This is a genomic window from Peribacillus sp. NPDC096622 (genome assembly GCF_044762665.1).
Classification (GTDB): Bacteria; Bacillota; Bacilli; order Bacillales; family DSM-1321; genus Peribacillus; species Peribacillus frigoritolerans_B.
The window spans coordinates 402,084-425,992 of the sequence record NZ_JBIWES010000002.1 but is presented as its reverse complement, the minus strand read 5'-3'; the positions used below and the strand labels follow the sequence as shown (position 1 = coordinate 425,992).

The following is a 23,909-nucleotide window of genomic DNA, read 5'->3' as shown; positions in this document are numbered from 1 at the left end:
GGCCCATCAGGGGCCGGCTTTTATTTAGATATCCGTTGAAAACATATACTTCTTATAGTGATACCGAATGCTGAATATTAATCCCATGGCCATCATGTTCCCCATTAGCGAGCTTCCTCCATAACTGACAAATGGAAGCGGAATCCCCGTTATCGGCAAAAGGCCTACAGTCATGCCGATATTTTGAAAAACGTGGAACGTCAACATGCTGATAACGCCAACACAGATATATGTATAGAAGTTATTTTTCGTGTCCATTCCTGTTTTTGTTATATGGTAAATCAATAGGAAAAACAAGGAGATAATGATGCTTGATCCGATGAAGCCGAATTCTTCACCGATGATGCTGAAAATGAAATCCGAATGACTCTCAGGTAAATACACTTCCCTTGAACCGATTCCCTTGCCTGTGGTCTGGCCGGAGCCGATGGCCAGTAACGATTTGGTTAAGTGATACCCTTCGGAGCTGGCATAATTATATGGATCCAGCCAAGAATAAATACGGCCGAATTGATAGGATTTCACCCCTAGGTATTTTTCCAGGATTTCCGGCTTCCAAAGTACAAAGTACAGGACCGCTGAAGCGACGACAATTCCTCCCGAAACGATCGGCAGCAGGATCTTCCATGATACCCCTGATATGAAAATCATTCCGAGCATGATTGACATGATGACAAGCGAGGTGCCCAAATCCGGCTGTTGCATGATTAACAATAAAGGCGCACCGGTCACAAGACCGATTTTAATCAGCAGCCAGATATCCGTTTGAATCGTTTTCAGCGTGTTTTTGAGATGATGGTTTGAGATGACATTCGCCAAAGCCAGGATCAGGAAAACCTTCATGAATTCCGATGGCTGAATCGAACCGATTCCCGGAATGATGAACCAACTTTTCGCACCATTCCGGACAGGAACGATGCTATCCGGCATAATGATCAGCAAAAAAAGCAAAAATAATCCGAAGCCATAGGCGTACCAAGAAATTTTTTTCAACTGATCCGAATCAAGGGTGATGAACCCTAATACGATTCCGATTCCTACTATATACCAAAAAATTTGTTTTATTAAGAAGTTTTCAGCGTACTGTCCAGTCGTTTGGGCACTATAGATTGCCAGGCAACTTCCAACGCATAATAACAGCAATATTGTAACCAAAGAAAAATCTATTCGTGACGAAAATTTATTTTGTTCTTCCATACTTAACTCTCCCTTAAAAAGGCTCCTGCGATACATCTATAAATACACTTATTCATTATACTTTAAACAAATAAAATCACAACTATATAGAAGGATAGTTTACAGGCTTCATGGAATCATTTCCATGAAGCCTGTAGGCGGGGGAGCTATGCATGTGATTCCTTTGATTTTCTCCGTTTCAGCAATAGGCTGACCAACCCATGGCTTGGGGAGAAGAGAAAGGCCAATCCGAATAATATGGCGGCCGAACCCACCATGCAGCCTGATATCGAGGCATCCAAAATGGTGGCTGAATAGTAGCCGATGATGGAACTTAGCACCCCGACCCCGATACTGACCAATATCATGAGGCTTAAACGGTCTGACAGCAGATATGCCGTTGCCGCAGGTATGATGAGCATTCCAACTACTAAAATGGAACCTACACTATCAAAAGAAGCTACAGTCGTCAGTGAAATGAGGCTCATCAATAAGTAATGGAAGAACAGTACAGGAATTCCCATTGCAGCCGCAAGTGATGGATCAAAAGATACGAGTTTAAACTGTTTGAAGAAAAGGAAGATCAGTATGAGGTTCAGGATAAAACAACTGCCGACTATCCAAACAGCTTTTGGTCCAGCTTCGATTCCCGCGATTGTCATCGTGTTCCATGGAGTATAGGCTATTTCGCCATAAAGGACATGCTCCAGGTCAAAATCTATTTGTTGCGTGTACAAGCTCACAAGCACGATCCCCGTTGCAAAAAGGGAGGTGAATACAATCCCGATCGCTGCGTCGGATTGAACGCCAGACGATTGGAAAAGCTGGATCAAGAATACGGTAAGCAAGCCGAGCGCAGCCGCCCCGATCAGCATTGGAACCGAATCACGGGTTCCGGTCATTAAAAATGCCAATACGATTCCCGGCAAAACGGAATGGCTGATTGCATCCCCAATCAACGTCATTTTCCTGACTATCAAAAAACACCCTAATACACTGCAAGAACCCGCCACTAATGCTCCGACTAAGATAATCCAAAAATCATTCATGATGAGTGGCTCCCTTTCCTTCTATCCTGTTCGAGAGAATATTTCTTTTTCGTCGATACCCTTCTCCATACAGATGAAAGCACTCCGCGTTTAGGTGCAAAAAGCATGGAAAAGAAAAACCATACCGTCGCGGATAAGACAATTAACGGTCCTGTTGGCAAATCATTGACCGATGTACTGATCAACGTTCCAGACACGCCGCTCAACATTCCGAATATGCCAGACAGGATGACCATGATATGCAGGCGCTCCGTCCAATACCTCGCAGATACCGCAGGCGTGATCAGTAAAGATGCCATCAATACGACTCCTACAGCCTGGATGCCGATCACTACAGCTGCCACGATCAGCATCATGATGAAATAATCCAGAAAAACAACTGGCAATCCCATCCCCTTAGCAAACCCAGGGTCAAAGGACAGTAATTTGAATTCTTTAAAAAATACGGTACAAGTGAAAATGAGAATAAAGGAAACCGTCATCATCATATATACATCGGACATCACCATTGACGCCGTCTGCCCGAATAAAAAGGTATCCAACCCACTCTGGTTTCCATACTCACTCTGCTGGATTTGCGTAAGCATGACAATTCCAAAGCCAAAGAAAGAAGATAAGACGATTCCCAAGGCCGCATCCTGCTTGATCTTACTGTATCTCGTAAGCACACTGATCAAGAAGACAGCCACTAAGCCAGCCAGGGCAGCACCTACCAGAAAGTAGGAAGTCGATTTCACCCCAGTTAACATAAAGGCGACACAGATACCGGGTAACGCTGCATGTGCGAGTGTGTCGCCAAGCAAAGATTGCTTTCTGAGGTAGGCAAAGCTGCCGATGACCCCGCTGCTTAATCCGAGGAACATCGTGCCGAGCAATATCCACCTTGTATTTGGATCAGTGATAATGTCCATTATGTTCATCGTGTACACCTCATTTTAATAAAAGGCCGGACTTTGTGTCTGATAGTATCGCTAAGCGGCCTCCATATGTTGCCTGTAAGTATTCGGGAATGAACACTTCCTCTGTCGGACCTATTTTCATCACCTTCTTATTCAATAACATCGTCCAGTCGAAATATTCCTTCACGGTGGATAGGTCATGGTGCACAACCAGAACGGTTTTGCCTTTTTCCTTCAATTCCATCAGCAATTGTATGATCGCTTTCTCTGTTGCGGCATCCACCCCTACGAACGGTTCATCCATAAAATAAATATCCGCTTCCTGTGCCAATGCACGAGCCAGGAATATCCGTTGCTGCTGTCCACCTGATAGCTGGCTGATCTGGCGGTTAGCGTATTCAGCCATCCCCACCTTTTCCAGGCACTCCATCCCCTTCTGCCTTTCTGACTTCCCTGGTCGCCTCAGCCATCCGAGATGACCATATCTGCCCATCATCACGACATCAAGTGCATTGGTCGGAAAATCCCAATCCACTGACTCCCGCTGTGGTACATAGCCGATACTCTTCCTCATCGTTTTATAAGTAGAGCCCTTTATTGTGATTTGCCCCGATATTTTTGGGATCAATTCGAGTATTCCCTTTATCAAAGTGGACTTCCCTGCTCCATTTGGGCCTATGATACCGATTAAATTCCCTTCCGGCACCTCAAACGAGACATCTTCGACAACCGGTTTCTTATGATAAGCAATCGTTAAATTCTCGACCTTCAAAGCTGCTTGATTCATAGTTTCCCCCCCTTATTTCAAAGCACGGACGATGGTGTCGGTATTATGACGGACCATTCCGATATATGTTCCTTCTTCCGTCCCTCTTTCACCCATGGCATCCGAGAACAATTCACCGCCGATTTCCACTTTGTGGCCCTGCTTACCTGCTCCTTGGATGACAGCCTCGATAGCCTTCCTCGGTACACTTGACTCAATGAAAATCGCTTTTATTTTGTTCTCCACAAGATAATTCCGCATATCCGTCACATCTTTTGATCCATATTCCGATAATGTATTGATCCCTTGGAGCCCTCTTACGTCCAGGCCATATGACTGCCCGTAGTATCCAAAAGCATCATGTGCTGTAACGAGCACCCGCTGGTCTTCTGGCACTTTATTAATTTCCTCCTGGACATATTTATCAAGTTCCTCCAATTGCAGAACATACTCCTCATAATTTTCACGATACTCTGCTTCATTGTCCGGGTCCTTGGCAATCAATTCTTTCTTAACTGCCTCCGCCGCAACGATCCAAAGCTTTACATCAAACCATACGTGGGGATCATGCTCCGCTGCACTCACTTTGCGAAGTTGGTTCTCCTTAAAGTCTTCCGTTACGGCAATCGTCGGTTTATCCTTGCTCATCATTTCAAATATATCCGCCATTTTCCCTTCAAGATGCAATCCGTTGTAAAAAATCATATCAGCCGAATCCAGTGTCTTCACATCACCCTGCGTCGCTTTATATAGATGGGGGTCGACTCCCGGTCCCATTAAACTTGTGACCTCGACATTTTTACCGCCGATATTCTCAACCAAATCCCCAATCATTCCCGTTGTTGTAACGACATTCAGCTTGCCATTACCCCTTTCGGCCGTTTCATTGCCGCACCCCGTTAAAATCAGCAATGCAGCAAGCACGCCTCCAATAGATTTTAGAAAACCCATCCATATTCCCTCCCTTTTTCATCTTTCTAAAATAGTTTGCCATGCGCAAAACTAAGTGTAAATTTTTTTACATTGTCGTAAATGCTAAAAAGTTTCCTCTACACAACTTATTTTATACTATACACAAATATACAAAAAAAGTGCAACTATTTTTAAACATTTCAAAAAGGCGGATGACTAATACACACAGCAAAAACTGTCAGGAAGCTCCACTAGGGAGCTCCCTGACAGTCAGTCATTCCGAATGATGAAGTTATATTTATATTGTGGAGTTTTTATGGTGAATATAAACCTAGAAGAGCTATTTAGGGACGACGTGAAATTCACGAGTAAACACGGTTTCTACGCATAATGCCGCGGAATTCGGGCTTTGACACTTATTTTTCCTGTTTCAAGGAAATTGCCAAGTACGCAAATCCCAATTCGATTCCGCAAAGCACAAACAGGGTGATTAAAGTTTGAAACATCATGATTTCCTCCTCCTCTAAGACTTAAACAAATCTTAAAGGATGAAACCAATACCAGAACAAGACCTTATTTAAAGAAATCTTCAGCAGTCCCACACTGTTCCCTTGCCCTGAAATGGGTTTCATACTGTACAATATAAAAAAAGAAAAAACGGTGATACCATGACAAATATTAAAGAAATAGCTCAATGTGCTGGTGTATCTGTCTCAACAGTGTCTCGTGTATTGAATGATCATCCATATGTAAGCCCCGATAAAAGAAAGAGCGTCTTAGAAGCGATCGATCGTTTGAATTATACGAGAAACATCAACGCCATTCATCTTTCAAAAGGCAAAACCAATCTTATCGGCATCATCATCCCCTTCAACAATCACCCATATTACGGGGCAATCGTTAACGGAATCACTAAACAGGCAAATGCAATTGGCTGTCATATCGTCATCTTTCAAACAAATTATGATAGAGAGAAAGAGATTCAGGCTTTTAATATGCTGCAAATGAAGCAGCTCGATGGCATTATCGTTTGTTCAAGGATTTCGGAAATGAAAATCCTCTTGGATTATCAAAAATACGGACCGATTATTTTATGTGAAGATACAGCCCAAGCTGAATTCTCATCCATCAGCATTGATCATTATGCCGCTTTTTCCTGTGCCCTTGAGTACGTGATTGCTAAAGGATATAAGAAAATCGGATACAGCCTCGGCCGTAAAAAAAGCAGAAATAGTTCCCATCGTACAAAGGCCTTTAACGATATCATGAGTAAACATCAACTGATAAACAATAAAGAATGGCTATTTGAAGGCAGTTATCACATCAAAGACGGTGAACAATTGTTTCAGGAATGGAATTCGATGATGGATAAACCTGATGCCATCATCATCACGAATGATGACACGGCGGCGGGTTTCATTCTTACCGCTAAGAAATCGGGTATAAGGGTACCGGAAGATGTGGCCATTCTCGGCTTCAATAATGATAGCCTTGGTGAAATGCTCGACATCACGACCATCTCCTTACCGCTGGAATGGATTGGGAAAATGGCAGTGGACCTATTTGAGAATCCTGAAGAGGTCAAACATGTAAAACTGGACTACGCACTAATAAAAAGGAAAACCGTTTAGTCATTAGGATGCTTTATTTTAGTACTTGAATTCTTCCTTACTGCCATCACTCATTAACTAGGAAAAAATAACCACGTAAAATAATCATTGCGATATCCCAGAAGTTATTTTATAATTTTGATATAGTAAAGTTTACTCAATTACTAGCAATCTATTAGCGATTGCATGAATTTCATGAATATAATCGTCCGACGTCACCCACAAGCTGACGCCAACGATTTTAGAAAATTGAATACTTCCTCATTTACCGATGAGTTAGAGGCTGCAGCTTATAAAAGTAAAACGGACGAGATTCTGGAAAATTAAAGACTCCGTTTGAAAGGATAAGTTGCCGAAGTTAGGGTATATTCCATGTATATTCTTGCTGGCGGTGTAACCGAATAGGAACACCACTGTCACGTTTTTTCACAAAGCGTGGGGAGCTATCTTCGGAAGGATAAACGGGTTTATTATAAACAGCCGTCGATCTTTTTCGACTGCTGTTTTTTATTTTTCGTTCCCTTCCAATAAAAAGGAGTGTAACATCAATTGTCAAATTCACAATCAGCATCAAGCCCTACTGAACTGAAAAGGAGCCTGAAAGCGCGTCATTTAATGATGATTTCATTAGGTGGAACGATTGGAACAGGTTTATTTTTAGCAAGTGGCGGTGCCATTCATTCAGCCGGTCCCGGCGGTGCCTTGGTGGCATACGCGATCATCGGCATCATGGTTTATTACTTAATGACAAGTCTTGCAGAAATGGCAGCGTTCATGCCAGTGGCCGGTTCGTTCCGTGTCTATGCATCCAAATTCGTCGATCCGTCTTTCGGTTTTGCGATTGGCTGGAACTACTGGTATAACTGGGCAATCACCATTGCCGCTGAATTGGCAGCCGTTGTCTTAATTATGAAGTTCTGGTTCCCTGATAGCCCTTCAATTATCTGGAGTGCCATTGCGTTAATCACTATGTTTCTTATCAATTACATGTCAGTTAAAGGTTTCGGGGAAACAGAATTCTGGTTTGCCATGATCAAGGTCGTGACAGTCGTCATTTTCTTGATCACGGGTGTTCTGATCATTCTCGGAATCATGGGTGGGAAAGACCCAATTGGTTTTTCCAATTTCACAATGGGCGAAGGTCCCTTTAACGGAGGGTTCTTCACGATTCTAGGTGTATTCATGGCTGCCGGCTTTTCATTCCAAGGTACTGAATTGCTTGGAGTGACCGCTGGTGAAAGTGAGGATCCAGAAAAAAATATCCCAAAAGCGATCAAATCCGTTTTCTGGCGTATCATCTTATTCTATATCTTAGCCATTTTTGTAATTGGCATGATCATTCCGTTTACCGATTCACGTTTATTGAGTGAAGATGTTGCCGTAAGTCCATTCACGCTTGTATTTGAACGGGCCGGCCTTGCATTTGCCGCATCCATCATGAACGCGATCATTTTATCATCCGTACTCTCTGCTGGTAACTCTGGCATGTACGCTTCAACCCGTATGCTATGGGACTTGGCACGTGATGGGAAAGCACCGAAGTTCTTAGGTAAGTTAGATAAAAGAGGAGTACCCGTGAATGCACTTATCGTGACTTCTTTAGTTGGCTGCGTTGCATTCTTAGCTTCGTTTTTCGGTGATGGCGTCGTTTATATCTGGTTATTGAACGCTTCAGGCATGGCAGGATTCGTCACCTGGGTAGGGATTGCAATTGCCCATTATCGGTTCCGCAAAGCTTACGCTGCTCAAGGCCTTGATATGAATGCTTTACCATTCCGGGCAAAAGGCTTCCCATTCGGGCCTATATTCGCACTTGTCCTTTGTATTATCATTATCATCGGACAAGGCTATCAAGCTTTCAGCAGCGATGGGATCGATTGGAATTCAATGTTCGTTTCCTACATTGGCTTGATTCTATTTTTCGTCCTATGGTTCGGCTATAAAATTAAGCATAAAACGAAAATCATTCCGCTAGAGGAATGTGACCTTAAATCAAAATAATACGCAAAGGACCTGTTCTTCCCTAAATGGAGAAGGACAGGTCCTTTTTTCATTTCAAATGATAAACACGGCATTCATATGGTTGCAGGGGTTTGCTGGAGATTCCTTCTTCCTCCTGATCATAATTGCCGATCAGCTTTGTGGCAGCATATGCATGCAGCTCTTCAGGCAAAGTATAGGGAGCCTGCTCTTCTTTAAAGTTACATAGCACCAACAGCTTTTCTTCTTCCAACGATCTCGTGTAGGCAAATATTCGTTCATCATCCGGCAACAGCAGTTCAAAACGGCCATAAACGACGATTTCATGTTCCTTGCGTAATTGGATAAGCTTTTTATAAAAATGAAAAATGGAATTCGGATCATTGTAGGCCTTTTCTGCATTAATCTCGGGAAAATTGGGATTAACCTTAATCCAAGGAGTCCCTTTCGTGAATCCGGCGTTCCGGGAGTCATTCCACTGAATCGGTGTCCTCGCATTATCCCGGCTGCGGGCGTGGATGGCTGACATCATCCGCTCTTTTGACCAGCCATGAGAATTGACGAGTTCGTCATAAGAATTCAATGTTTCGATATCCCGGTATTCATCGATGCCCTCAAATGCAACATTGGTCATGCCAAGCTCTTCCCCTTGATATATATAAGGTGTACCTTGAAGCATATGAAGACAAGCGGCAAGCATCTTTGCGCTTTCAATACGATACTTTCCATCATTACCAAACCTTGAGACAACCCGGGGCTGATCATGGTTGTTCCAGTATAAACTGTTCCAGCCATCCCCCTCCAAACCAGTCTGCCACTTGGAGAGAATTCGCTTTAAATCGGTTAGCTTCCATTTATCGTTACTCCATTTCCCTTCTGGTCCCTTCCCCAAATCCATATGTTCGAATTGAAAGACCATATGTAGCTCACCACGATCTTTACCTGTGAACAATTGTGCTTCCTCCGGTGTGACGCCTGGCATCTCCCCAACCGTAATCACGTCATGTCCAGAAAGTGCCCGTTGATTGATTTCCTGCAAAAACTCATGTATGCGCGGGCCATTCAGGAAAAAGGGGCTTCCATCACCATACTGCTTCTCATGATGAACGGCTCCATCTGAATAGCTTTGATCTTTTGAAAGGAAGTTGATGACATCCATACGGAAGCCATCGACACCCTTATCCAGCCACCAAGTCATGATGCTGTAGATTTCTTCACGGAGCTTAGGGTTCTCCCAGTTTAAATCCGGTTGTTTCCTGCTGAATAAATGTAAATAATATTCATCGGTTCTTTCATCATATTGCCATGCTGAACCTTTAAAAATGGACTCCCAATTATTTGGCTCTTTCCCATTCCTGCCAGGTTTCCAAATATAATAATCACGTTTCGGATTATCTCTTGAGGATCGGGATTCCTCGAACCACGGATGTTCATCTGAAGAATGGTTGACCACGAGGTCCATCATGATTTTCATTCCACGCTCATGAACTGCCTTCAACAACCTATCGAAATCAGACATGGTCCCGAATTCAGTCATGATTGATTTATAATCACTGATATCGTACCCATTGTCATCATTGGGAGATTGATAAACCGGGGATAGCCATATCACGTTCACACCCAACTCTTGTAAATAATCGAGCTTCATCAAGATCCCGTTTATATCCCCTATCCCATCGCCATCACTATCCATAAAACTCCTTGGATACACTTGATACACAACTGCCTCTTTCCACCATGCTTTGTCCATGCTTTTCCCCCTCTTTAGCCGCATTGACACAATCATTACACCAATACCCTATTATAAAGGGGGAAACTCCAGAATATTCTATTTTTATTCAGCTATTCCCGTTTGAATCATTTCAATATCCAGATCGACCTCGATTGGAATATCGGGATATGCCTCCTCCCAATGTTTTTGATCGAAATTTCTTGTTTTACTTTTAGCATGATCACCGAGTGCAATCGGATCTATATTGTTCTCCTGAAACATGGTTACCATCTCATTTAATTTTTTACCAATGACATGCTCGGCCCTGGCCTCTATTTTATTCAGGTCGACCGCTTTGCCCAAGTCATAGCCCTGAACCTCTAGCAGACTCGCTTTTAATTTCACATCAATCCTGATCTTGGGGTCTTGATTGGCATTCGAAATATGATAATGGACACGTGACTCCACGTTATTGATATCGGTAAAGTCATTTTCCTTCCACTTAATCTCATAACTCCCAAGCTTAAAGTTTTCACTAAGGACTTTATATAAAAAGCCGTCTTCATAAGGGATATATTTACCTATATAACGATCCTTTTTAAACAAAGCGATCCCTCTTACCCGTATTTGGTCTCCTGCTGTTTCCAATAAGGGCAAGACCGGATCGATTCCTTTACCATGGCACGCATATAAATACCTGTGAAGATCTACATCAGGCAAATTGGTCCTTATATTCTGTTCGATCAGCTCTTTCACTTGAACCCCTGGAGTTTTAATCAACTTTGGCTCCATTTTAACTACATCCTCCGCTTTGCCATGAACGACCGCTAAATACAAATCCCTTCCCACCATTGGGTCACGCCTATATGTATCGACATAATCATTCAACCCCTTACTTGCCAATCCTTCACCATATAGAATGACTGTCAGTCTCCCGCCGACAATCGGGTATGGTGTTTTTGCATTTTCTTGCTGGCGGGCCGCCTTTATATCATGGGAGTTCGCTTCATATACTTCTTTACCCAGATCTGCTTCCTCCCCAGGCTGAGGAACGCTGACAACGACCGTACCTTTGATTTTTTTGCCTTCGGCATCATCATAACCTACGACTTCAGCAATTAATATATCTTCCAATATTTGCTTTTCCACGCCGCACGCCGCCACCAAAAAGCTCGCTAATGTTATCAAGAGAAGTTTGATTTTCATGATTTATGCCCCCTAACTTTATAGACGATCGACTGCCATATGAATAAGAGAGGAAGATACAAATAAACGATATAAAAACCAATTTGCGAACTGATCGTGTTAAACTTATCGATTCTATAGCGGTTATCCAAAAAAATGCAGGAAACTAAGATGATAATCAGAATGAGAACCACCATCTTTTTCTGTCTGAATCCGAATACTCTTTTCGCTGTCCTGCTTGCTGCCCAAACCCCTATGCAAACATTCGGCAGCACCATGAACAGCCAAACGGAAATCCCTATGTATTCGAACCTTTCAATGAATGGAAGGTCTACAATTTTCCATAACGTCAAAGTTGCCCAAATTACATCTTTCAGCTGATCTTGATGATAGTAGGCCAACGAAACAATTATGGATACTAAATATATCACCATAGTAAACAACGCCCCTAAGTGGGCCCATTTTTGAGATTTTTCACGATTTTTAATGAAAGGATAATAAATGAGGAGTAATTCAAAACCAAGGTAATTCAGGGTCATTTTCTTACAGGCCTTCATGATTTCCAAAAAGGAATGATCAAGAAACGGACCCAAATTTTCAAAGTGGGCGTACTTCAACGGAAAATAATTCAAAAGGAATAATGACGATCCGATAATAAGCCCGATTATGCAAAAACCGGTAATGACCCTGAAACCTCCCTCCACAAAGTTATACACAAGAATAAGAATGATGGTTATTAGCATCAGGACATTGACACCAGGGAACATCCAAACCTGAATGACTTCTAAATAAGTCCTGATAAGAATGATGGAAATCATTATAAAGTAGAGGATGAATAAAATATTGAAAGCATTTCCGACCCATTTGCCAAACAAATCCTTATGGATGGCAACCAAATCAAGTGTTTGGGGGCCCCTGCCTAAAAGCTTGAAACACATCCAAAGCAGAACATTTATGATCAACCCTGATATCAGGACCGCTATCCATGCGTCTTGGCCAGCCTCTTTCGCTATGATCCGTTCAAACCCCAATATCCCTACTCCTATCTGCATGCCTGGCATGAGGAAAAAAACAAAAAATGGAGATATTAGTTTAGTTTCATTTGGTTTGACTTCCATGCCATCTCACCGCTTTCTACACCTTATTCATCAATATCATTATGGGAGTTTCGCATTTTTGCCTCCTTCCTTATCCTTAGTGAATTTTCCGTCCGCAGAAATTGCGGGCGTTTTTTCTGCTTTGAAAAAGGGAGGCGAATCAGACTATCTTTAAAGTCATGAATTCTTAACGGGTAAAGCGGGTCTAAATAAGGACTGCCAAGCGAAGTCAATTTCAATAAATGACTTAATATGAATGCACTGCATAAAGCTATTCCAAATAGCCCGTATAACTGGGCTGCAATTAGAAAAGGAAAGCGGATAAGGCGAATCGTATTGCTGATTTGGTATATCGGCACTGTAAATGAAGCCAAGGCGGCCAAAGCGACAAGCATCAGCAAGACATTACTGACAAATCCCGCTTCCACAGCGGCTGTACCGATGACTATACCGCCAACAATGCCGATGGTAGAGCCAACCTTAGCAGGCAGCCTGACCGCCGCTTCCCTCAGCAATTCGATCGTCCCTTCCAGCACAATTGCTTCCAAGATTGGCGGAAAAGGAATCACTCCCCTGGATGATATTAAGATTGGCAGCAAATCCGTTGGAATCACTTGATAATGATAGGTTAAAACGGCAACATACAGAGGGGAAGACAAAACGGAAAACAGCACGGCGAAAAGCCGAATCAAACGGAATGAAGTACCGAGATTCCAAATTTGAAAATAATCTTCAAATGATGAGAAGAATGAGATGATGGTATTGGGACCAACCAATGCATGAGGAGATCCATCCAGCATGATGCCTATTTTCCCTTCCGATAATACACTGGCCAGATGATCTGGCCGCTCCGTATCAATCAGTTGCGGAAACATCGAATTCCGATTATCCGTGATCATCTGGCTTACAAACGATATATCGACGATCGTATCATATTCTATATCTTCTATTCTCTGTATGACTGTCTTAATGATCTGTTGATTTACCACCCCATCTATGTAGAGTACCGCTATCCTTGTTTGCGAGATGCTCCCGACCCTAAATTCCTTGGACTGCAAATCAGGAGTGGGCAACCGGTTGCGAATCAGATTCAAATTCGAATCAAGCGATTCAACAAAGGCCTCCTTGGACCCAACGACAGTATACTCCGACTCGGGTGTGGAAATTTGCCTTTTCATACTGTGAACACATGGAATGAGCAAACACATTTCATCATCTTGCTTGTATTGAATCATGATCGATCCTGCCAAAACCAACCTTTGAATGTCTTTTAGATCAGCCGTCAATTTCATATCTTCCATCGGAATATCGCCTTTTAGTTGCTTAAGGACCTTCTTTGGTTGATTCGACATGACTGCCAATACTTGTTCATGGAGCTGTTGTGCACTAACCAGTGAATTGAAGTAGGAGATGATATAGCCATCATCATTCGGGAATTGGAAGGTAAGAAAATCATTAGATGCTTTAAACTTTTTAAGGAGTTCCTTAAAATCCTTGGAAGTAACCTGGAAGGATACTTGATCCATTTCCCTCCTGCCCTTAAATAACCTCACCATCCCACCCCCATTACAAAATTTTTAGTTCATTCGATTATTGTAACCACCCTATTTAAAGTTAGTCATGATCCACAGATCTCTTTAAAATAGGAAAAGACCTATCCGGAATCCACCGGATAAGTCTTTACATCTTAATTCTTTGATGATTACCAATTACCTCGGACTTGGAAAAATCCGTGTTACAAGTTCACGGAACTCTTCAGCAAATCCTTCAACGGGTTTTCCATTCTCGATATCATTCGCATACCCTTCCATTCTTTGAACAAAGTCCGGATTTGCCGATACATAAACTTGGTCTACAGATGGATCGGCTTCCCTTACTGTATCAGCAACCCTTTCTTTAAGGTCATTCGAGATATCCTTTTCCCCGCCGTCTTTTAATACTGCCCCTACATAGGCATTATTTTCAGTCACGATGACATTTGCGTTACTAACTTCCTTCAAGGTTTCAACTCGATTTGAGATATCCTCGGAGACCTTCATACCGTTTATGCCATTATCATTATTAACATTATTAACATTTTGCCTTGTGTCATTTACATTCATCGGATTATCTAAATTATCCTGATTTGTACGATTCAGGCCAAGATTTTCATTGGCACCTTCGTTATCATTAGTTGCACAACCTGTAATCACTAAAGCCAACATCACACTTGATACTATCGCTTTATAGTTCATATTCTTCACTCCTCAAAAATCATTTAACATTACTATTTGCGAGGAGTGGGTAGATTATTCAGAAGAAGTGACCTTCAAGCCGATAATTCCAACCAAAATAAAACCGACGAATACCAATCGCATCGCATCCTTAGGCTCGTTAAATACGATGATGCCTACCAGAACAGCCCCAAGAGCCCCTATTCCGGTCCAAATTGCATACGCTGTTCCCATTGGCAGGGTTTTTATCGCCGAGGACAAAAAATAAAAACTAATAACCATGCCAGCGATCGTTATGACAGAAGGTAATAATTTCGTAAAACCCTCGGTATACTTTAAACTTGTCGCCCATACCACTTCAAATAATCCTGCAATCACCAAATGAATCCAAGCCATCTTTTCCCCTCCAATTACAGAAAAAGCCCGGGAGGTCATAAATCATAACCTCCCGGGCTTTTTTCCCTCCGTGTACGCAGATTCCTGCGCGTTTCTCTTGGACCATTCCGGTAACGTTCAACCGAGGAACCCTAGAAACATATTATTTCCATACTATATCATGTTCATTTCAGATCGGTCAAACAGTTATGCATCGCTTCTGTTTCTATGCTTCCACTTGTCACCTTTTATTGTAAACCAAATATTTTTAAAGGGTTCAGGTATTTCTTTAGCCGCCTCAACCGTATATTGTACGGCCTCTTTTTTATACTGAACATCATCAGTGATTTCTTGCTGTGTCATGGCGAGTTGGTCCGTTTCCGATTTAATCTGGTCCGTTTTTGCCTGGAGGCGTGTAACGGTTTCAGTCACATTTTCAATTGTCGGTTTGGAATCCTTAAATGTTTTAAAAGCAAAAAACGCTAAATAAATAATCGATCCGATAAAGAGGGCAAGACTAATATATACAATGACCACCTAGATTCCTCCTTTTATTTTACCTTTACTATACCCGTAATAATTGAGCAGAAAACGAATCCCCATGTATTTTCTTTTATGCCTGGTCATATTATTGAAAGTAAAAGGAGGAATGAAAATGAATCAAATGCCTCTGCTTAAAGCCTGTTTTAAAGCTGGAATCCACTTCATTAGACATATGACCATACAGCAGGCTGCCACTATTGCAGGAATCATTTTTTTAATCATTCATCCAGAAGTTTTCAGCCCCCTTTGGCTTACATTGGCAACATCCGTCTTGATTCTGCTCCTGCTTTGAAGATCGTTATTGACCTCCCGCACACTGGCTGAGTAATATGGATTTCTTCGCTGGCATCCCCATCCAGATCAGGAAAACACCAAAGATATGCAACATCAAACTGCCATGGAGACCCTACCATTAATTTTGCTAGGACTGCTCCTATGCAGGTATTTCAACCTCTTCATAACGAAGATCTATAAAGTTTAATCAATCGATTGATTAAAACGGAATTTGATTTGAACCCCCTTGTGACACTGAACTTCCCTCCCCCTTCAGATATTGATTACACTACATTTACCATTTTATCAAACGGGAAACTATTAGAAAATTACAAAATTTGTGTATAATTAGGCTATATTCATTAACTCTTAAGGAGGAATCATAGTCATGGATAATCTTATTCCACAGTTCAGGAATTTGCCCACCACGGCGATTTCAGATGCAATGGAAGGTTTGAGCAATCTGGATTCGGCAATAAAACCCTTAAAGGAAGAATTTCGTATGGCCGGACGAGCTTTGACCGTACGGATTCCCGTCGGTGATAATTCAGCCGTGTTAAAAGCAATCGGCGAAGCCAAGCCTGGGGATATAATAGTCGTTGACTGCAAGGGGGATACATACCGGGCTATAGCAGGAGACTTTGTTGTCGGCATGATGCAGACCATGGAAATTGGCGGCCTCGTAGTCGATGGGGTCATTCGCGATCTTGAAGCCATTAAAGAATTGAATTTTCCTGTGTTCAGCAAAGGGACTGCTATTGCCGCTAGCGGCAAGGCAGGTGTAGGCGAAACCAATGTGCCCATTTCCTGTGGAGGTGTCACCGTATTTCCAGGGGACATCATCATAGGGGACATAGATGGAGTCGTGGCCGTGCCGCAAGCCAAGGGTGAAGAAATCCTGGTCAAAGCAAAGGATAAAATCCTGAAAGACGAACAACGTGCTGAAAAATATACAGGGAAGCCTGATGAAATCAGAAAGTATATTGCCATGATGACCAATAAAGGATGACACATATAAAAAACAGGCAGGAAGCGATGGCTTCCTGCCTGTTCTTTCATTAGCCTTATTTATCGGTCTTATCTTCCTCAGAACCTTCTTCATCATATGTGTAATCATAATCAGAAGGATCAATCGGTTTAAAGCCATTTGGAGTATAGAAACGGAGTAAGTCGCCGTTCACTACTTGGTCGGATAAATTGAGCATCGTTTCAGCTCTCGTTTTATAATTGAGGATGTCATCATTTTCCTCGACCAATTCTCCTGTTTTAGTATCGTAGTATTTCCCTTTAATGGAAGTGACATCCGGTGTTACAAAATCACCATTCCTGAAAGGTACCACTTCACTATGATCTTTTGACAATAAATCGGAACCGAATTGTACATAATCTTTAGATTCAATTCCTAACAGATGCAATAAAGTCGGGAGAAGGTCAATCTGTCCTCCGTATTGGTGCATTTCCCCGCCTTCAACACCTGGAACATGAATCAATAATGGTACACGTTGCAATTGGGCATTCTCAAATGCGCCAACATCCTTGCCAAGAACTTTTGACATGGCTTCTTTATGGTTTTCGGAAATACCATAGTGATCACCATACATAACGATTACCGAGTTATCATATAGACCGGATTCCTTCAGATAATCGAAAAACTCTTTAAGCGCCTCATCGGCATAGCGTGCAGTTTGGAAGTAACTATCAACGGAAGCATCGCCTGTCGTATGCTTACCGATTGTTGCTTTTTCCTGGTCCATTGAATATGGGAAATGATGGGATACCGTTATGAATTTGGTATAGAAAGGCTGTTTAAGCGTTTCTAACATCGGAATCGATTCCTTAAAGAAAGGCTTATCCATCAATCCATAACTTAGTACTTCCTCTTTATTTTCCATATTATAATGGTTTGCATCGAAGAACTGATTAAAACCAAGAGACTTATACATATTATCCCGGTTCCAGAAAGATTTGTAATTACCATGGAACACAGCAGATGTGTATCCTTGTTGTCCTAAAATAGCTGGTGCTGCTTGATACGTATTTTGGGAACGGTTTGTGAATGCTGCCCCCTGTGGTAAACCGAACAGGGAATTTTCAAGCATGAATTCGGCATCCGCTGTTTTACCTTGGCCTACTTGATGGAAGAAATTATCAAAGTGCATGAAATCTGACTTATCTGCTGCAAGTGAGTTCAAAAATGGAGTTACTTCTTCCCCATTCAACTTATAATCGATAAGGAAATTCTGCATCGATTCCAAATGCAGGTAAATGACATTCTTGCCTTTGGCTGCACCAAAATACTTAGGATTCGGTTCAGCGCTTGTTGCCTTCGTATAGTTGACGACTTCGGCGATATCCGTGCTGTTTGCAGTCGCACGCTGAGCGTATGTTTTAGTATTCTGAACGGCATCATAAACCGTATAGTTGAACATTCCCAAGTATTTGACGATATAGTTCCGGTCGAATGTTCTTGATAATAATTGCGGGCGATCCTTTTCAGCAAGTCCCAAATTGATGGCGAAAATTGCTAGTCCCGCTAGGTAGACCATTCCAACTGTACGGCGTTTGACTTTGAAGTCTTCCACTTTAAAGTCTTTGAATCTGTACAACACGATCAAAAGAACCGTATCAAGGAAATAAAATACATCATGGCCTTTAAATAATTCTAAAATACTCGGTCCCAAATCCCCGGCATTTTGCACTTGCGTCAAGGTTGGCAATGTAATGAAATCGGTAAATGACCGGTAGTATACAATATTGAAGAATAACCATAAGGACATCAATAGGTTCAACCTGATGATCCATTTAAACGATTTTTTGCCTCTAGCCAATAGTGCCAAGGCAAAGAATAAAATGGCTGAACTAATCGGATTTATGAACAGTAAGAACTGTTGCAGGCCATTTTCAAGACCTAAGTTAAATTCAATTCGATATCCAATATAAGTTTTTATCCAAAACAAGACTACCGCAATAAAGAAAAAGCCTAGTATGTTATCTGCAAATAAATGCCGGCTTTTTTTAAGAAAATTATTCATGCTTTCACCTCTATTAATCTAGTGGTTTATTTATATAAATTTTTACAAACTTACAAAAGACGGAAAATCGGAAACCTTATAATAGCATTCTTTCACTTGGATAGTCAAGATTGTGAAAAACCACCTTTTGTCACATCCATAACCTATCCAGAACACTTCTTTAGCCTATGAACAAGCCTTCGAAAAAATAACAGAGTTTCGCCCGTCTCGAATGTTTAGCGCACCTATAACAAATATATAGGAACTCCATGTCTTATTCCAATAAATATTACCGTAATTTTTGGGTGTGACTGCAGATGACAGTCACTAAATATTTTCACGTCCTTCAGGCTTTTACCATTATAAACGACTCTTTATAAAAAAACCAGTGCATTACAAAATATGTAAAAATATAAATCTTCAATTATTGAAAGCTATGGATATATCCAGGATTTTTTCCCGATAATTCGACAGTTGAAAATGGATTGCCGGTTACATGGATGCTTTTCTCAACCGACTTCGAAACCCCGTACCAGTAAAAGTTTTACCCGTTCATTATTACGTCCTGTCGCACTTGAATTCCATAAAATAACAAATGGATTACGCGTAGTATCGACATCATTCCCCTCCGGCTTTTTTGATCAGCTTTTTTCAAATAATTTTTCCTGAAAATTAATGAAACCGAATTCTTCCCTACAATTTGAAGTGAAGATCATATTATTTTTATCATCCATAAAAGATTCAATTTACCAAAATTAACATAAATTACGATTTCAAAATCCCTCCTGGAACCGGAAAGGATGAAAAAGACTTTATAATAGGAAGAAACTGAATTTTTTCATTTTGGCTGAAGGGCCATATTTCTACGATTGCAGCCTATATAAGCCATAGCAGCGGCAACAGGTGGAATATAGACCTTGTCCTTTCCCCATTCCCTTAATTGGATTGTGGGCGCCTTATTATAAGCTTACCTGTGTTTTGCAGGAGTTCTTCCGTCCCCTTTGTTAGTATATTTGTTTCATCCAGCTTTATTATAAAAATAAAAAAATCCTGCCACTCGATCGAGGACAGGATTTTCATTAATCATATTTATATTACTTAATTCCTTCTGATACTTCTTTAACCATAGCGTCAACAGACTCTAAACCGCCGCCTGATAAGTACCAGTAGTTAGGGTCTAGATAAATGATGTTACCTTCTTTAAATGCCTTTGTATTTTTTACAATGTCATTTTCAATCGTTTCTTTCGCTGCAGCTCCATCACCAGCAACCGCATCTCTATCTACAACGAATAGGTAGTCAGGATTTTTTTCAGCAATGTATTCGAAAGAAATACTTTGACCATGTGTCGATACTTCCAATTTATCATCTACTGCAGGTACTCCGAATACATCATGGATGATTCCAAATCTTGAATCCGGTCCGTAAGCACTTACTTTTCCGCCGCTGGCAAGAACGATTAAACCAGTTTTATCAGTTGGGGCTTTTTCTTTCAAAGCATTAATGTTTTCTTCTACACTTGCCAATTCTTTAGCTGCTTCGTCTTTTTTATCGAAGATTTTACCCAAAAGTGTTACGTTTTCTTCAAAGGATTCCATATACTTTGTTGTATCTACACCCACAAAAACAGTAGGGGCAATTTTGCTTAATTCTTTATATGCCTCAGATTGACGGCCAGAAATAAGGATTAAGTCAGGAGCAATTTCGTTGATTTTTTCGAAGTCAGGCTCTTTTAATCCACCGGCATTTTCAGTTGTACCTTCATATTTAGAAAGGTATTCTGGAAGACCATCATGTGGAACAGCTGCTACTTCGACACCCAATTTATCAAGAGTATCAAGAGTACCCATATCGAATACAACGACTTTTTCAGGGTTTGTTTTCACTTTCGTTTCGCCTAGTTGGTGCTTAACCGTAATTTCTTCGCTTTTAGCACTTTCTTTTTTCGCGCTTGATTCTTCTTTTTCCTTATCTGATCCACAAGCTACAGCCACTACAGCCAGCATTGCAACCAAAAGCAGTAAGGATAATTTCTTAATCATTATGGTCACCTCGAAAAATTTTTTATTTAAAATTACATATTGAATCCTCACCATCACAGAGTGTCATCTCAACACTTTCCCTGCCAGATGAACAGGAGGCGGCTAAAGTCTTGGGCGCCCGCCAACTCTTAACTGCCTAAGAGCGTAGTAGGTGATTCCTGGACGGTTACGAATACTGAAGTAATTTAAAACCAAATGGAATTGTCTTATGTGAAGTACACACAGATCTTATTGTCATTGATACTTTGGATTTCAATATCCATATCATAAATTTCCTTTAATACATTGGAATTGATGACTTGTTCGGTAGGTCCATTATGAACAACCCTGCCATCCTTCAATGCGACAATATAGTCGGAATAACAGGAAGCAAAATTAATGTCATGAATGACGATAATGACCGTTTTCCCCAATTCATCAGCCAATCTCCTCAATACCTTCATGATTTGGACGGAATGCTTCATATCAAGATTGTTCAGGGGTTCATCAAGAAGTACATACTCCGTGTTCTGGGCAATAACCATGGCAATGAAGGCCCGCTGTTGCTGGCCGCCGCTAAGCTGGTCAAGAAACTTATCTTGCATGTCAGCAAGTTCCATATATTCAATCGCTTCATCGACGTATTTCCAATCCTCTTTAGTCAGCTTTCCTTGTGAATAAGGAAAACGGCCAAAGGCGACGAGTTCACGAATCGTTAAACGGATATTGATGTGGTTAGCCTGCTTTAAGATGGCAATCTTTTTCGCAAGTTCATTGCTATTGAATTTCCCCATATCCTTACCCTCGATCAGGACTTCTCCTGAATCCCGGGTAATGAGACGGCTGATCATCGAAAGGACGGTACTTTTTCCCGCTCCATTGGGACCGATGAAGGATGTGATTTTCCCTTTCACTATTTCAATGGAAACATCCTCGACAACCGTTTTATTATTATATTTTTTGAATAAATTTTTCACTTCTACCATGATTTATTCTCCTTTAATAGAAGATAGATGAAATAGACACCGCCGACAAAGTTGATGATGACACTTAAGGTCGTGGAGAACGTAAAGATCCTCTCTACAATGAATTGGCCGCCGACCAAGGCAATCACACTGATCAGCATTGCACCCGGGATGATATGTTTATGCTGATAGGACTTAATGAATTGATAAGCCACATTTGCAACAAGCAATCCGAGGAACGTGATCGGACCGATCAGGGCAGTCGAAATGGAGATTAAAACCGTCACGACGATTAAAACCCGCTTCGTGACAAAATCATAATCCACACCCAAGTTTATGGCTTGGTCCCTCCCAAGGGACATGACATCCAAATACTTCAAAAATCTCATGAAATATATCATTGCTGCTATCATGAGGATAATAGCTAACGTTAACAGGTCTGTATTGACATTATTGAAGCTGGCGAACATTTTATTTTGAATGATTTGAAATTCATTCGGGTCAATCAATACCTGCATGAATGAAGACATGCTGCCGAATAAGGTTCCGAAGATGATACCGATCAGCAATAGGAAGTAAATATTGCGGTTTTTCTTGAACATGAACTTGAACAGCAGGCTTGCAAAAATAAGCATGGCCGCAAGTGTAATCAGGAAATTGAGATTTTTATTCATGATCATGATATGCGTTGAACCGAAGATGAAGATCACTCCCGTTTGGATCAGCATATACATGGAGTCCAACCCTAAAATGCTTGGTGTCAGGATTTTATTATTCGTGACCGTCTGGAAAATCACTGTTGAAAAAGCTATTGCACAACCAACCACGATGATGGCGATGATTTTTATAACCCTTCTCGGCAGTGCATAATCCCAATTCGGGCCAAGGTCCCAAAAGATATAACCTGCCGTTAAAGCTGCTGCAACAACAGCCAATATAATGATCCTACTTTTATTATTCATATGCCTTTCTCCTCATTATCAAATAGATAAATACGGCGCTTCCTATCACACCAACCACCAGTCCAATCGGGATTTCAAATGGATATATGAGGATCCTGCCCAGAATATCGCAGATCAATAGGAATACTGCCCCTAGCAATGCTGTATGAGAAAGACTCTTTTTCAAATTGTCACCAAGGTAAAGGGATACAATATTTGGTACGATCAATCCTATGAAAGGAATCGTTCCCACCGTTAACAAAACGACAGTGGAGGATAATGCCACGATGATCAATCCAAAATTGACTATAAGCTTATAATTGAGTCCTAGATTGATAGCAAACTCCTCACCCATCCCTGCCACAGTGAATTTATTGGCAAAGAAGTATGCGAGAATGACCAGAGGGATACTTACATATATAAGTTCGTACCTTCCCGACATGATCATCGAGAAATCACCATTCATCCATGTGTTGAGGCTTTGAATCAAATCATATTTATAGGCAAAGAAAGTCGAGATGGATCCTACGATATTACCAAACATCAAACCAACCAATGGAATGAAAATCGTATCCTTATATTTCACTTGATCAAGAATTTTCATGAACAAGAACGTACCTGCCAAAGCGAATATGAAAGCGAATGCCATTTTCTCAATAAGTGCTGCCGATGGAAAAATGATAATGGCAAGAAGAAGTCCCAGCCTTGCAGAGTCCATGGTACCGGCAGTCGTCGGGGATACAAATTTATTGCGGCTCAATTGCTGCATGATCAGCCCGCTTATACTCATCACAATACCGGCAATGACTATGGTCACCATTCTGGGGAAACGGCTTTGCAGCATGATTTGCACTTTATCATCACTTAGATTCATTAAATCCAGGGGGGTAATATCTTTTACACCAATGAATAATGACGTAAATGATAAAACAATCAACGCCATGACTAAATATCTTATCTTCATCTACATTTCCTACTCTTCCTATCTCACTTTAATACAGCGAAAATATTTTTAATTAAGTATATTTTAATAAAGACTATCGCAAAGTCACCTATTGAAATGGGACTCATGAGTTTGCAATAGTTACAAGGTTCTTCCATTTATGATAATGAGATTCATTATCATCCATTCTTATTCTATCATTTCTTGGACATGTGTCAATATATACAAGGGAAATGCTT

Annotated in this window: 21 protein-coding genes and 2 riboswitches; of the genes, 4 read left to right on the top strand and 17 right to left on the bottom strand. The window is 41.2% G+C overall.

Annotated features, from left to right (window positions below; all coding sequences use genetic code 11):
• Positions 1 to 24 precede the first annotated feature (24 nt).
• The 5 genes from ACIQYG_RS05390 to ACIQYG_RS05370 form a co-directional block, all read right to left on the bottom strand.
• A complete protein-coding gene (locus tag ACIQYG_RS05390) occupies positions 25 to 1,197 on the bottom strand; it encodes an FtsW/RodA/SpoVE family cell cycle protein (RefSeq protein WP_402836043.1) in 1,173 nt (390 codons plus the stop codon).
• Between the two features lie 146 nt (positions 1,198 to 1,343).
• Positions 1,344 to 2,225 carry a metal ABC transporter permease gene (locus ACIQYG_RS05385; protein WP_402836041.1) on the bottom strand — a complete coding sequence of 294 codons (882 nt, stop codon included), beginning with the start codon at positions 2,223 to 2,225 and terminating at the stop codon, positions 1,344 to 1,346.
• Positions 2,222 to 3,145: a metal ABC transporter permease gene (locus tag ACIQYG_RS05380; protein WP_402836039.1), complete on the bottom strand. Its 924-nt coding sequence runs from the start codon at positions 3,143 to 3,145 to the stop codon at positions 2,222 to 2,224. Before ACIQYG_RS05380 ends, ACIQYG_RS05385 begins: the two co-directional genes overlap by 4 nt.
• 10 nt (positions 3,146 to 3,155) lie before the next feature.
• The gene (locus ACIQYG_RS05375) at positions 3,156 to 3,911 is read right to left on the bottom strand and encodes a metal ABC transporter ATP-binding protein (protein ID WP_402836037.1); all 756 of its coding nucleotides are present in this window, start codon (positions 3,909 to 3,911) and stop codon (positions 3,156 to 3,158) included.
• A gap of 12 nt (positions 3,912 to 3,923) precedes the next feature.
• Positions 3,924 to 4,841: a metal ABC transporter solute-binding protein, Zn/Mn family gene (locus ACIQYG_RS05370; protein ID WP_402836036.1), complete on the bottom strand. Its 918-nt coding sequence runs from the start codon at positions 4,839 to 4,841 to the stop codon at positions 3,924 to 3,926.
• A gap of 629 nt (positions 4,842 to 5,470) precedes the next feature.
• Here ACIQYG_RS05370 and ACIQYG_RS05365 point away from each other — a divergent pair.
• Together ACIQYG_RS05365 and ACIQYG_RS05360 are read left to right on the top strand one after the other, a co-directional pair.
• The gene (locus tag ACIQYG_RS05365; RefSeq protein ID WP_402836034.1) at positions 5,471 to 6,433 is read left to right on the top strand and encodes a LacI family DNA-binding transcriptional regulator; all 963 of its coding nucleotides are present in this window, start codon (positions 5,471 to 5,473) and stop codon (positions 6,431 to 6,433) included.
• Positions 6,434 to 6,681: 248 nt separating this feature from the next.
• A riboswitch (Lysine riboswitch) is annotated at positions 6,682 to 6,866 on the top strand.
• A 95-nt stretch (positions 6,867 to 6,961) separates the two neighbouring features.
• Positions 6,962 to 8,413 (top strand): amino acid permease, encoded by a 1,452-nt coding sequence (locus ACIQYG_RS05360; protein ID WP_402836032.1) that lies wholly within the window; start codon positions 6,962 to 6,964, stop codon positions 8,411 to 8,413.
• Between the two features lie 49 nt (positions 8,414 to 8,462).
• Here the strand turns inward: ACIQYG_RS05360 and ACIQYG_RS05355 are convergent, their stop codons facing one another.
• The 7 genes from ACIQYG_RS05355 to ACIQYG_RS05325 form a co-directional block, all read right to left on the bottom strand.
• The gene (locus ACIQYG_RS05355) at positions 8,463 to 10,142 is read right to left on the bottom strand and encodes a glycoside hydrolase family 13 protein (protein WP_402836030.1); all 1,680 of its coding nucleotides are present in this window, start codon (positions 10,140 to 10,142) and stop codon (positions 8,463 to 8,465) included.
• 84 nt (positions 10,143 to 10,226) lie between these two features.
• A complete protein-coding gene (locus ACIQYG_RS05350; protein WP_402836028.1) occupies positions 10,227 to 11,309 on the bottom strand; it encodes a Ger(x)C family spore germination protein in 1,083 nt (360 codons plus the stop codon).
• The gene (locus tag ACIQYG_RS05345) at positions 11,306 to 12,406 is read right to left on the bottom strand and encodes a GerAB/ArcD/ProY family transporter (protein WP_402836026.1); all 1,101 of its coding nucleotides are present in this window, start codon (positions 12,404 to 12,406) and stop codon (positions 11,306 to 11,308) included. The genes ACIQYG_RS05350 and ACIQYG_RS05345 overlap by 4 nt, the downstream gene beginning before the upstream one ends.
• Positions 12,407 to 12,429: 23 nt before the next feature.
• On the bottom strand, positions 12,430 to 13,911 hold the full coding sequence (locus tag ACIQYG_RS05340) for a spore germination protein (protein ID WP_402836024.1): 1,482 nt from the start codon (positions 13,909 to 13,911) through the stop codon (positions 12,430 to 12,432).
• Between the two features lie 183 nt (positions 13,912 to 14,094).
• Positions 14,095 to 14,619 carry a YhcN/YlaJ family sporulation lipoprotein gene (locus ACIQYG_RS05335; protein WP_402836022.1) on the bottom strand — a complete coding sequence of 175 codons (525 nt, stop codon included), beginning with the start codon at positions 14,617 to 14,619 and terminating at the stop codon, positions 14,095 to 14,097.
• Positions 14,620 to 14,673: 54 nt separating this feature from the next.
• The gene (sugE, locus tag ACIQYG_RS05330) at positions 14,674 to 14,994 is read right to left on the bottom strand and encodes a quaternary ammonium compound efflux SMR transporter SugE (RefSeq protein WP_402836020.1); all 321 of its coding nucleotides are present in this window, start codon (positions 14,992 to 14,994) and stop codon (positions 14,674 to 14,676) included.
• Between the two features lie 47 nt (positions 14,995 to 15,041).
• Positions 15,042 to 15,140, bottom strand: a riboswitch (guanidine-I (ykkC/yxkD leader).
• 40 nt (positions 15,141 to 15,180) lie between these two features.
• Positions 15,181 to 15,510 (bottom strand): DUF948 domain-containing protein, encoded by a 330-nt coding sequence (locus tag ACIQYG_RS05325; RefSeq protein WP_402836018.1) that lies wholly within the window; start codon positions 15,508 to 15,510, stop codon positions 15,181 to 15,183.
• A gap of 118 nt (positions 15,511 to 15,628) precedes the next feature.
• Here ACIQYG_RS05325 and ACIQYG_RS05320 point away from each other — a divergent pair, with 118 nt between their 5' ends.
• Together ACIQYG_RS05320 and ACIQYG_RS05315 are read left to right on the top strand one after the other, a co-directional pair.
• On the top strand, positions 15,629 to 15,808 hold the full coding sequence (locus tag ACIQYG_RS05320; protein ID WP_034310080.1) for a hypothetical protein: 180 nt from the start codon (positions 15,629 to 15,631) through the stop codon (positions 15,806 to 15,808).
• A 369-nt stretch (positions 15,809 to 16,177) separates the two neighbouring features.
• Positions 16,178 to 16,798 (top strand): RraA family protein, encoded by a 621-nt coding sequence (locus tag ACIQYG_RS05315; RefSeq protein WP_402836014.1) that lies wholly within the window; start codon positions 16,178 to 16,180, stop codon positions 16,796 to 16,798.
• Between the two features lie 55 nt (positions 16,799 to 16,853).
• Here the strand turns inward: ACIQYG_RS05315 and ltaS are convergent, their stop codons facing one another.
• From ltaS to ACIQYG_RS05290, 5 genes are all read right to left on the bottom strand, one after another.
• Complete coding sequence (ltaS, locus tag ACIQYG_RS05310; protein WP_402836013.1) at positions 16,854 to 18,821, bottom strand: lipoteichoic acid synthase; 1,968 nt, start codon at positions 18,819 to 18,821, stop codon at positions 16,854 to 16,856.
• Between the two features lie 1,073 nt (positions 18,822 to 19,894).
• Positions 19,895 to 20,839: a siderophore ABC transporter substrate-binding protein gene (locus tag ACIQYG_RS05305; protein ID WP_483878384.1), complete on the bottom strand. Its 945-nt coding sequence runs from the start codon at positions 20,837 to 20,839 to the stop codon at positions 19,895 to 19,897.
• A 209-nt stretch (positions 20,840 to 21,048) separates the two neighbouring features.
• Positions 21,049 to 21,807, bottom strand: a complete 759-nt coding sequence (locus ACIQYG_RS05300) for an iron ABC transporter ATP-binding protein (RefSeq protein ID WP_402836009.1) — start codon at positions 21,805 to 21,807, stop codon at positions 21,049 to 21,051.
• Complete coding sequence (locus ACIQYG_RS05295; protein ID WP_402836008.1) at positions 21,801 to 22,748, bottom strand: iron chelate uptake ABC transporter family permease subunit; 948 nt, start codon at positions 22,746 to 22,748, stop codon at positions 21,801 to 21,803. Before ACIQYG_RS05295 ends, ACIQYG_RS05300 begins: the two co-directional genes overlap by 7 nt.
• Complete coding sequence (locus ACIQYG_RS05290; protein WP_402836006.1) at positions 22,741 to 23,691, bottom strand: ABC transporter permease; 951 nt, start codon at positions 23,689 to 23,691, stop codon at positions 22,741 to 22,743. Before ACIQYG_RS05290 ends, ACIQYG_RS05295 begins: the two co-directional genes overlap by 8 nt.
• Between the last annotated feature and the right edge of the window lie 218 nt (positions 23,692 to 23,909).